Annotated in this window: 7 protein-coding genes; 3 read left to right on the top strand and 4 right to left on the bottom strand. The window is 38.8% G+C overall.

All coding sequences use genetic code 11. The features are described 5' to 3' along the window. Both QZU58_RS09000 and QZU58_RS08995 read right to left on the bottom strand, forming a co-directional pair. Positions 1-970: hypothetical protein (locus QZU58_RS09000; RefSeq protein ID WP_294496172.1), on the bottom strand; the 970-nt coding region annotated here is incomplete at its 3' end. A 766-nt stretch (positions 971-1,736) separates the two neighbouring features. After that, complete coding sequence (locus QZU58_RS08995; protein ID WP_294496170.1) at positions 1,737-3,761, bottom strand: P-loop NTPase fold protein; 2,025 nt, start codon at positions 3,759-3,761, stop codon at positions 1,737-1,739. A gap of 894 nt (positions 3,762-4,655) precedes the next feature. Between QZU58_RS08995 and QZU58_RS08990 the strand changes: the two genes are divergently transcribed. The 3 genes from QZU58_RS08990 to QZU58_RS08980 all read left to right on the top strand — a co-directional run bounded on the left by QZU58_RS08990 (position 4,656) and on the right by QZU58_RS08980 (position 7,654). After that, positions 4,656-5,024 (top strand): hypothetical protein, encoded by a 369-nt coding sequence (locus QZU58_RS08990; protein ID WP_093143776.1) that lies wholly within the window; start codon positions 4,656-4,658, stop codon positions 5,022-5,024. A gap of 563 nt (positions 5,025-5,587) precedes the next feature. After that, entirely contained in the window at positions 5,588-6,604 is a 1,017-nt protein-coding gene (locus tag QZU58_RS08985; RefSeq protein ID WP_294496166.1) for a hypothetical protein, read from the top strand. A 465-nt stretch (positions 6,605-7,069) separates the two neighbouring features. Continuing rightward, positions 7,070-7,654, top strand: a complete 585-nt coding sequence (locus QZU58_RS08980; protein ID WP_294496164.1) for a histidine phosphatase family protein — start codon at positions 7,070-7,072, stop codon at positions 7,652-7,654. Between the two features lie 144 nt (positions 7,655-7,798). On the opposite strand, the gene pntB is transcribed toward QZU58_RS08980, so the two are convergent. Next, complete coding sequence (pntB, locus tag QZU58_RS08975; RefSeq protein WP_294496162.1) at positions 7,799-9,232, bottom strand: Re/Si-specific NAD(P)(+) transhydrogenase subunit beta; 1,434 nt, start codon at positions 9,230-9,232, stop codon at positions 7,799-7,801. A gap of 15 nt (positions 9,233-9,247) precedes the next feature. Further along, entirely contained in the window at positions 9,248-10,792 is a 1,545-nt protein-coding gene (locus QZU58_RS08970; protein WP_294460733.1) for a Re/Si-specific NAD(P)(+) transhydrogenase subunit alpha, read from the bottom strand. Positions 10,793-11,189: the final 397 nt, after the last annotated feature.

Raw genomic sequence — 11,189 nt, 5'->3', positions numbered from 1 at the left:
CAAAATCTCCTAAAACTTTCCCATTGATATAATAAATACTGTCATTTTTACTCAAATCGGGAAATAATTTGCAAAATGTATTGGAATAATTGTAACTAAATATGGCATCTACATTAAAAAGATCTAAAAGGCTGACATCTTCATTAATATTTCTTTCCTGAAATGATTTTTTGTATGGTTTGGTAATATCATTAACATTATATTTATCTGGGATATCTTTGTTAATTAGAGAAATATATTTTTCAAATATCAGGCAGAATTTTTCAAGTCCTGAACTGTAATCCAATGCCATAGAATGCTGATTATGCAGGTATTTTCTGTTTTGTCTAATATTAAACTTTGATTCTAAATATTCGTTTCCAGTAACGAGTAATTCTATAAAACTTTCAAGATCCATCCAGTTCATATATACTGATTTCTTAATACAATCATTTAAAATTTGGATAAAACGAGGAAGATACTCATAATTACTTAGTTTTGCAACATCATAATCTGCTAAATTCTGTTCACTACCGGTTCTAATAAATAACCATTCATATTTGTAAAAGATTTTATAATCCAAGGGATCTTCTTTAAGATACGAAGCAAGATCAGGGAATATTTTTTCTATAAAATCAAAGCAAAATGAGGATTTTAAACTACTTCTAAAATCTTTTATTGCATCATAATCAGATGATATATAATAATTTAATGCTATTTCAGTTATTTCTTTATAATATTCTTTATCTATGCGTTCGCTTCTAAATTCGCCCAAATACTCAAAGTAGTTAGAATCATTAAAATCTTTAAATATCATTTCCACTTGTTCAGTTACAGATTTTTTCCCTCCTTTAACATCACTAAAATTGTAATCCTTTATATTGTATGTTTGGTATACATCAAGAGCAATGATTATACCTACGACCATAAAAAAGTCGCTGTATTTGGTTTTTAATCCTAGTGCTATGTCAAAACCATTACCTGCTAACAAATAAGTTTGTCCTTTTTTCTCTGACTTGTTTTGTGTGCTCATACTATCGATTAACTACTAATTGTGAGTGATAATTGCATTATATTCTACGTGACGTAGATTTATAAAGGGGTAATTACTTTTCAGGCTATTTACAAAAATTACAATCCGAATAGACAAATATTTATTATCATAACTTTCTTGTTTTTTTAACACTTAACATCTTAAAAAAACTTATTTTCCAAGACTTAGAACACTGTTTCTCATAACCAATAAAAACCATCTAATTAAGATTTTGGACATTAGAATCAAAAAAGAACTCGCTTCTCCACTATTTCCAATGACTACGATCATATGCAACTTTCATGATAAGTGCCTAATTTTTTTATGATAAATATCGTTTATCAAGAAACCACATAAAAATTAACACCATTCCCCATCATGATTGTAACTTATCTTTTCTGAGAAATTTTCATGCGGACTTACGCTATACGTGATAATGTTTGAATGTTTGAATATTTGAATTAGATTGCCGGCTATTAATTGAATTACGAGGGATTTTACGAAATAAGGGCTCTTGCATTCAGTCCCTGTATTGTTGGGATTAAAAAAACGGATAGGCCTCTTTTTGGCCGGAATAGTAACATTTTCGCGGTACGAGGATTACTGAATTATTACCATTAAAATGGCAAGTACTGGCTGTCACATACCGGTTGTAGACAAATTCCCGTAACCGATAAGGAAAGTGCATATACACTTTCCTTTATTAGAGACGAGATTACTGTGCCTATATAAGCATTTCGCTCAGTTTAACATCCTCTGGCCAACTATCCAAAGACACATCCTCGAATGAGATTCTAAATAATTTTTCCAAATCATCAACGGTGGCATCCGGACCTGTAGGACCTGTATAACCAAGCTCCTCAACAAAATCGTCATCATTGACGTATACTCTTGGCCTGTCGTCCCCGGAATATAGTGACAGATCTCCCGTCCAACCGGATGTCGACATAAAGTAGATATTACATCTCCACTGTCTTCTGCCTTTATCATCCTTTTTCCATAAATTTGCTCTTACGGAACAGAATTTTCTGATTCGTTTGGCTCTTCTGTTAGTGACCCAAAATGCAATTTCCGACTTTGACACCATGACCCTGGAAATACCACTAAACTTGGAAATAATATATTCAGCGAATTTCTTAACGTTAGCCAGTACGTCTGCAGGAACTTCTTTTGAAATCAGATTTAAATAGTCATCAATATCATTCGTCCTCGTATGGTTCCATTTTTTGATATTATTCTGAACTGTGGCATTGCTTTCATCTGATGAAGCAACCGATGTAATTGACGACATTCCCAAAAGATACTCAATTCTGTTTTCCAATGACTGAGGCTCAATCAGACTGCGTATAAGATTCAAAAGTCTTGAAATCTTTAAAGCGTTGTTTGCAAGGTATGTATTCTTCTGACACATCCTGTAAAGAACCTGCTCCCATTCCTCGTCAAATTCTCCAAGGTTAACAAGAAGCTCCTTTTTTTCCTCACTTATTTCATTTAAATGAAATTGTCTTGCAGTCATCTCATCCCAACTTGTAAAACCGGGTTCCTGTACAAGATATTCGTAAATATCAGGATATGATATCTGCAGACAGATAAGACCGTAGCTTGCCGTGTAATCACTGAGAGTCAGAGAATCCTCCTCGTCCTCAAGTTCAATGTTTCTCATTATGCTGATTAGAGAAAGTGTATTCATTAATCTTTTTATTGAACGGGGATTGGCGCCTGTAGAATAATCAGTCATTTCTGAAAGCGCATCAATGGTCACTATATTTTGATTTTCTTCATCATCAGGAGTATAGATATATTTTTTTAGATTCGTATTCAGATCCTCTTCTTTCATAAATCCTATGCTTAAAATTGAATCTGTCAGGAATGTGGTTATGTCATATGCAGAAACAGGCATGGAAAAAGGCATTTGGATAATCTTATCGAAAAAAGAACGATATGCTCTGTCATCTATTCCCTGTCCCGGCGCATTTCCAAACTTTACCTTTAATCCCTTTACAACCACGTCATAATCTATGGCAAGAACAAAAATACAGCTGTTGACCTCAAATATATTTTTAAGCAATTCCAGAATTTTGACAGCTTCTTCCGGATTTATACGGTCAAGATCATCGACGAAAAAAATGAATCCCCTTCGGTTTGATCCTTTTGATTTTTCTATGGAAATACTTTCATCAATTACTTTAGCAAAAGCATTTTTTAGGTCATTAGGTCTGGTTTCCTTTACATTTTCTGATGGTGATAAAGTGTCTTCAACGGCTGCATAAAATTCATTGCCGTCAACAAGCCCTCCGGATACGTTAGTAAGCGTTTTGGCTGCTGTTTTTGCTGCAATGTATCCTGTTTTTTTTAGGAATGACATTGTTTTTGATATCAATTGATTAGTAGAACTAGCCGAATTATTCTGCCCTTCCACCAGACTGGTACACTCGTCAACCATCCCCTTAATTACACCCATAAGAGTTTCTTCAGGAGTTCTCATAATTGAATACTCCCACATATTTATCCATATTCCAAAATATGGAGCATTTGGATTCTTATGGCCTTCAAACTCACACAGAGAATTCCTCAGCTGATTCATCAGAGAAGTTTTACCGGATCCCCACTGTCCCTGTATCGCAATGGTTGTCGGCATGGTTGCACGTTCCAAATAAGCACTTAATGCTTTAATATATTTGGTTAGACCTAATTTATCCTCATCACTTTTCATGAGAGGTGTATCGATAATATTTGTGCTTATTGACATTCCGTACCCCGCTTATAGTAGATCTGGTGAACGATAAACATTAAAAATTAAACTGATATAATCAGGTCATTCAAGACATCAATATGTAAATATGATGAAATAAACAGACGGTAATCCGATAAAAAATAGTTTATCTAATTCAAATTAAAATTTTCATAATCAGAAACAGCTTATGGCCAAATTGATTTCATCCTTTTTGTACTGAATGACATTAACTGTAAAATCAGAAAACTTTTAACTCTTTTGTCCAGACCGGCAAACATATCCACCTTTTTCTACACAGTAACAGACGCCCCGTAACCTGCAACATACACCTGTGTCCATCGGCAATTAAAAACATATCGTCTTACTGTATTGAAAATTTATAAATACGGCATATTGCCGAGTCTTTATTAATATTATTTCATGAGAACCGTGATAATAAAAAAACATCGATGAAATTTTATACATATCACATAAATACATACCTGTTTTTTGAATATTTTGAACAGTTCCCGGAAAAAATGAAATTTAAAGGTTTTACCGTGCCTGAGGGGATAGTTAAATAACAAACTGATGTATTTGTCAGTCATTTTTGAATCGTTAATAGTGCTTCGTACCTGCATTTCTCAACACTCAACATACCGGATACTGTTTTGAAAGTATTCAAAAACTCCTGATTATTTTGACCACGGAAACCATGCGTGAACGGGCGTGCTTCTGATTTACCAGGTACAACTCAAAATTGAGTATACGACTGTCAAATCATTCAAAATAACATAAATATTTTATATACAGATCTCAATTACAAACTTTTAGAAGACAATAAACTGGTCACGTCAGGAAAAATAATAATAGACTTAATGTAAATAGAATACCCGCACGTGAAAATTTTAACTAAATTGGAGATTTATCATGATGTATATAATTGATCATTCCAATGGCCAAAAAATTTTTGATGTTGATGTCAATTGCATAAAAGAACACCGTACCGGTAATAAGTTATTTGACCTTGATAATAAATTCATAAAAGATCATCGTACCGGTAATAAGTTATTAGATATTGACGGTAACTTTATCAAAGATCATCGTACCGGCAATAAGTTATTAGACATTGCTGGTAACTGCATCAAAGACCATCGTACCGGCAATAAGTTATTCGATATTGACGGAACTTCCGTAAAGGATCATCGTACGGGAAAACGGATTTATGATTTCAATGGTTCTACCCTTTTATCGTACCCGTACCTGTTTGCGGTTCTTCATGCCCTTGATATTCTCTGAACCACGATTTTGCAGGGCTTTTTACAGGCATTGCTGAGAGGCTTACACTCCTGGCTCTTACGCTCATAAGCCTCCCGCTATGCCTGTATGTCGGCGATAAAATAGGTTTTGAAGGCTGCGTGATACTGTCTGTTCTCGGCTTGTCCGTACTGTTCGGAATACTGTTTATGATACTCCGGTTTATCCAGTATGTAGTCATACCTATGTGGAACTGAATTTGTACAAAAAAAAGTTGGAACGAATACATAATTACCAAAAAGGCCCCTCTTGGTCTGGATGCTTAGAAGAGAGAATACCAAAAACAATTCTCACGACTTTTCTTACGAACACAGGCTAAACGTGAAAATGCTTGAAAATTTTTTCGCCGATATCGGCTATTCATTGAATTATGCGGTGTTTCTGTTAAATTTGAATTTAAAGACTTACTGTTCTGAATGTGAATGTGAATGCGACGGCACTTCAGTCTGAAGTCAGTCCCCGTGAATTTGAATATGGACAGGATAAGGAACATATTTTACTGAAGCAATCTCCAAATAATGAGCCTGGTACGTAAGGAAATTATTATGAGCAAATACAGTTTAAACGATGATTCAACCGGATTTTACAACAAACTGTACAGAATTTTGATAATCATTTTCATGATTATCCTGCTGCTGGGGTTATGCTTAAATTCTGGAGGAGAAAAGAATTACATACCGATAATGATTATCAGTATGGCAGTCACGATTGCGTTGTTTTTCTTTGTAATCCGTCATGAAAGGACTTCACTGCATAACAATGACAACGATGCGGAATATTTCGGCTCACTGCTGGAATCCGGTGAATATTTCAGTTCCATGCAGTGGCAGTTCCTGTACCGGAAATATGCAGAGGAAAATAAACCGCATCACCTGTCTGCACTGGGTACACGTGAAGACATCTGTTTTCGTTACATTAAAAAGGTTCTGAGACGCGATTTCTATATTCCCCTGCTGATTTTTCCTCTGGTTGGAGGAACATTCGCCCAGATGATACAGGAGTACATGTTTCCGGACGCATCCTTCTTCATGTTAATGACCTGCCTCACGGCCGCATTTGAAATTCCTTATTTTGTCATTCTTTATATGTTTTCGTTAAGGTTTCTGAAAACATGGATTAATGATCATCCGCGGTATAAGAACAGCATGAAGGAGATAAACCGTTCTTACATCACCGGAGATGCCTATGAATGTGCATACTTCTGTGTGGTAATAGGCCCGAAATACATTCACGGGTTTGACGGAGAAAAATTCCATACCGTGTTAAGGGAAAACGTTACGGCCTGTACATGGGATATTGAAAGGCTGGTTATCTATGCAACCGGAAAATACGGTGAAAGATACTTGGGAGACGAATACAGATTCAGCATAAGGTTTCAGTGTAAGGATGCCGACATCGGAAGCAGCTTTAAAATTACCCTTGATCAGTTTCAGATAAAGCTCATCATGGATCGTTATTTCCCGAAAATTTCAAGCGACGAGAATCCTGCATATAATGTTACGAAAGCTTACGCACACAGAATTTCCAGCATAAAAAAATATGCTTCGGCTCCGGTAATCTGAGTTATTCGTGCGCATCCCGGCTGCGGACTGCGCAGTATGTGTCATGAATCATGAAGCTTTCTAAGATTAAACCAAAGCAGCCACAAAACCGATACTGTCCGGATAATCACTTATCCACAGGATGTCCGGACTGACGTTACCCCATGTGAAAAAGAAAGTTTTCCGGTTCCGATGACTTCCCGGTTACGTTGAACTTTCTATTCCGCTGTATTTACCGTTCCGGTGCATTCCCCTTTCCGGTGGATTTACGCTTCCTGCACTCCGGCCGTATCAGAACCGGACTCCATGATATTGCCTTGAAACGGCGCGCGGATACCTCTTTTCCCCGCTCCTCCTGCAAAATACCAATGCATGTTTTCTTATATTCAGCACAGTTCACCACCGCACAGGATAAAAAACAGTATAATTAAACATAACTGAAACTGATTACGTATCTGATTTCCATTAAACGGAACAATAATAATTATGCCAAAACAAGTTATTCTGGTTCGTCATGCTCAGAGCCTCGGAAATGCCGGGCTGAGAACCACCAATCCTACCGGTAACATTCTTACCGAATACGGCAGACAGCAGGCAGAGGAATTTGCCGCAACCATTAAGGAAGCCCCTGATCTGATTTCATGGAGCTCATATATACGAACAATGGAAACCGCTGCCCCGCTTGCTCGCAGATTTCCTCAGGCCAGAACGGAAGAATGGCAGGATATACAGGAATTCACCTATCTTGATCCGGTAAGGTGTTTCAACACGACTCCGGAAGAAAGAAAACCATGGGTTGACTCCTACTGGAATGAGCTTAACCCCCACTACAACGACGGTAATGGTGCGGAATCATTTGCGGATATGATTGATCGTGCGCGCAAGCTGCTTCGTCATGTCAGGGAAAGGTCCGAGAACAGTATCTTCATCTTCACCCATGGACAGTTTATGGAGTCCATAAAAATCCTTCTTGAATATCCTGATGCCGATTATGCGCAGCTGATGAGAATATTCAATGAACATGACCGCGGCAAGAAAGTAGCCAACTGCGAAATACTGAGAATTATCTGAAAACAGATTCAGGACATGTATATGCACTCACGTGAATGACACCCGGATGCATACCTGTCGTAAATCCTATTCTGCTATAAATTGCGATAAATGCATAATAAAAAAGGGAACCTTGCGGTTCCCTTTTGTTTTAACTTATGTCAATTATAAGTTGCTTACGATTTCTTCTACAGACTTCTTAGCATCGCCGAAGCACATGTAAGAGTTTTCCTTGAAGAATAATGGGTTCTGAACACCTGAGTAACCAACGTTCATAGAACGCTTGAACACGATTACGTTCTTAGCATTCCAAACTTCAAGTACAGGCATACCTGCAATTGGGCTGTTTGGATTTTCAAGAGCAGCCGGGTTAACGGTATCGTTAGCACCGATTACGAGTACTACGTCGGTATCAGAGAAATCATCATTGATTTCATCCATTTCGAGAACGATATCGTATGGAACCTTAGCTTCAGCAAGAAGAACGTTCATGTGACCAGGTAAACGACCTGCTACAGGATGAATACCGAAACGAACGTTAACACCCTTGTCACGTAACTTCTTGGTAAGTTCAGCTACAGGATACTGAGCCTGAGCAACAGCCATACCGTAGCCCGGAGTGATAACTACTGAGTTTGCATTCTTGAGCATGTCGGCAACGTCAGAGCACTTGAGTTCACGGATTTCACCCTGTTCTTCTTCAGCAGAAGCAGCTTCAGCCTTGTTACCGAAACCACCGAGAATTACTGAAATGAATGAACGGTTCATAGCCTTACACATGATGTATGAAAGGATGGCACCTGAAGAACCTACGAGAGAACCGGTAACGATGAGTAAGTCATTATCGAGCATGAAGCCTGCAGCTGCTGCAGCCCAACCTGAGTATGAATTGAGCATTGAGATAACTACCGGCATATCGGCACCACCGATTGAAGCAACCAGGTGAATACCGAAGAGGAATGCGATAATGGTCATCGGAATCAGACATACGCAGAGCTGTACGCTGAAGCTGGTGGTTGAAAGGAATACAATCATTAAAGCAAATGAAACAACCAGAGCAAGAACATTCAGAATATTCTTACCAGGAAGAACAAGAGCCTTAGACTTGAAGATTGCAAGCTTGAAAGAACCGTTCAGCTTACCGTAGGCAACGATGGAACCGGTGAAGGTTACGGCACCGATGAATACGCCGAGGAATACTTCAACGAGGTGGATGAATAATTCCTTGCCGGTTAAAGCCACTGCAGAAACTTCAGCAGAACCTGAACCGCCGAGGCTTAAGAAGCTGTTGAAACCAACGAGAACGGCAGCAAGACCTACGAAGCTGTGAAGCATTGCAACGAGCTCAGGCATCTGAGTCATTTCAACCTTCTTTGCAAGGTATAAACCGATACCGGCACCGATAATAACGGCAACAACGATGATTGCCCATCCCCATGGAGTGTTAACACTTATCAGGGTGGCGGCTAAAGCGATAGCCATACCGATAATACCGGAAGTACAACCTAACTTTGCAGTTTCCTGCTTAGATAATCCAGCCAAACTCAAAATGAAGAGCAGGGCGGAGATAATGTAAGCTACATGAATTAAACCAGTCATTTTCTGTCTATCTCCTTAATCCTTTCTGAACATCTTAAGCATGCGCTTGGTTACGGCAAATCCACCAAAGATATTGATGAATGCGATGAGAATTGCAACAAAGCATAAAATGTAAACAACGACAGAAGGAGCATAGGCGTCAGTCTTAACGAGCTGAGCAAGTGCACCGACAACGATAATACCGGATACGGCATTGGTTACTGCCATTAAAGGAGTATGAAGTGAATGACTTACGTTCCATACTACATAGTAACCTACTACACATGACAGTACGAATACGGTGAAGTGCGGTAAGAATGATTCTGGAGCGAATGCACCTACTAAGAACATTAAAGCAACGATACCGGCTAAAGCGAGGTACTTGAATAATGGATTTGCAGGCTTCTTTTCTTCCTGTACAGGAGCAGCTGCAGGCTTCTGTGGAGCCACGCTTACGCTGATCTGTGGAGGAGGGAAAGTAACTTCGCCATCTCTTACGATGGTCATGTTACGTAATACTACGTCATCAAAGTTTACGTCGATGTTACCGTCCTTTTCCTTGCTTAACAGCTTGGTTAAGTTAACAAGGTTGGTAGAGTAAAGCTGTGATGACTGGGTTGGTAAGCGGCATGGTAAATCGGTATAGCCGATAATCTTAACACCGTTGGTGGTAAGAGCAACTTCACCAGGAACAGTACATTCGCAGTTACCGCCGGTAGCAGCAGCAAGGTCAACGATTACTGAACCAGGCTTCATGCTGGCAACCATGTCTGCGGTTACAAGTAAAGGAGCCTTCTTGCCTGGAATTGCGGCAGTGGTGATGATGATATCAACATCCTTTGCCTGTTCAGCAAAGAGTTCCATTTCAGCCTTGATGAATTCAGGGCTCATGGTCTTTGCGTAACCGTCAGATGAACCGCCGTCTTCCTGCTTGAAGTTAAGCTTTAAGAATTCACCGCCCATTGAGTGAATCTGGTCTGCTACTTCAAGACGGGTATCGAATGCACGAACGATTGCACCGAGAGAACTTGCAGCACCGATGGCAGCAAGACCGGCAACACCGGCACCGATAACAAGAACCTTAGCTGGCGGAACCTTACCTGCGGCAGTAACCTGACCACAGAAGAAACGGCCGAATTCATGAGCAGCTTCAACAACAGCTCTGTAACCGCTGATGTTTGCGGTTGAAGAAAGAGCGTCGAGAGCCTGTGCTCTTGAAATACGAGGCACCATGTCCATTGCTAAAACGGTAATCTTCTTAGCATTGAGCTTTTCAACAAGTTCAGGATTCTGGCGAGGCCAAATGAAAGATACTAAAGTAGTACCTTCTTTGATCTTTGCGATTTCACCATCATTTGGAGCAAGTACCTTGTAGATGAGTGAGCAAGCCCAAACATCAGCACTACTACCAATAGTTGCACCGGCAGCTACGTATGCGTCATCAGCAAAGTTTGCAGCTTCACCCGCACCTGATTCAACAAGAACGGTGAAACCTAACTTCTGAAGAGCGGTAACTGTAGTAGGTGTTGCAGCAACGCGAGTTTCTCCCGCAAAGCTTTCCTTAGGTATACCTATCTGCATTTATTCACATTCCTAATAATAAAAATATTTAAAAGTTATAGTTATGTTTCTCACAAATAACAATGAATTATACACTAATATTTACATAAATATGCACTAAAAATGTTATTTAACACATATTTTTTCCTGTACATTTCATTTATACATTGATTTTACGGATAAATAAAACGACATAAAACCGCCGGATTGTCCGTACTTACTGATATATTTGTCAAATATTTAACAATTGTCCGTTACATAAATATTTAGTTTTATGTACATATTTATTCATCCCAGTCATGCAATAATTCCTAAAAAATAAAAAAGTTCTGGTCGCAGACAAGGGATATGGTTCAGTCAAAAATATACATAAGCTCTATCAGGACAATCAAAGCTTTATCCTCAACATGAAGCTCAA

The organism is uncultured Ruminobacter sp., assembly GCA_902764345.1.
Classification (GTDB): domain Bacteria; phylum Pseudomonadota; class Gammaproteobacteria; order Enterobacterales; family Succinivibrionaceae; genus Ruminobacter.
Note: the sequence above shows the minus strand (reverse complement) of the source record. Positions and strands in the feature narration are given on the sequence as shown.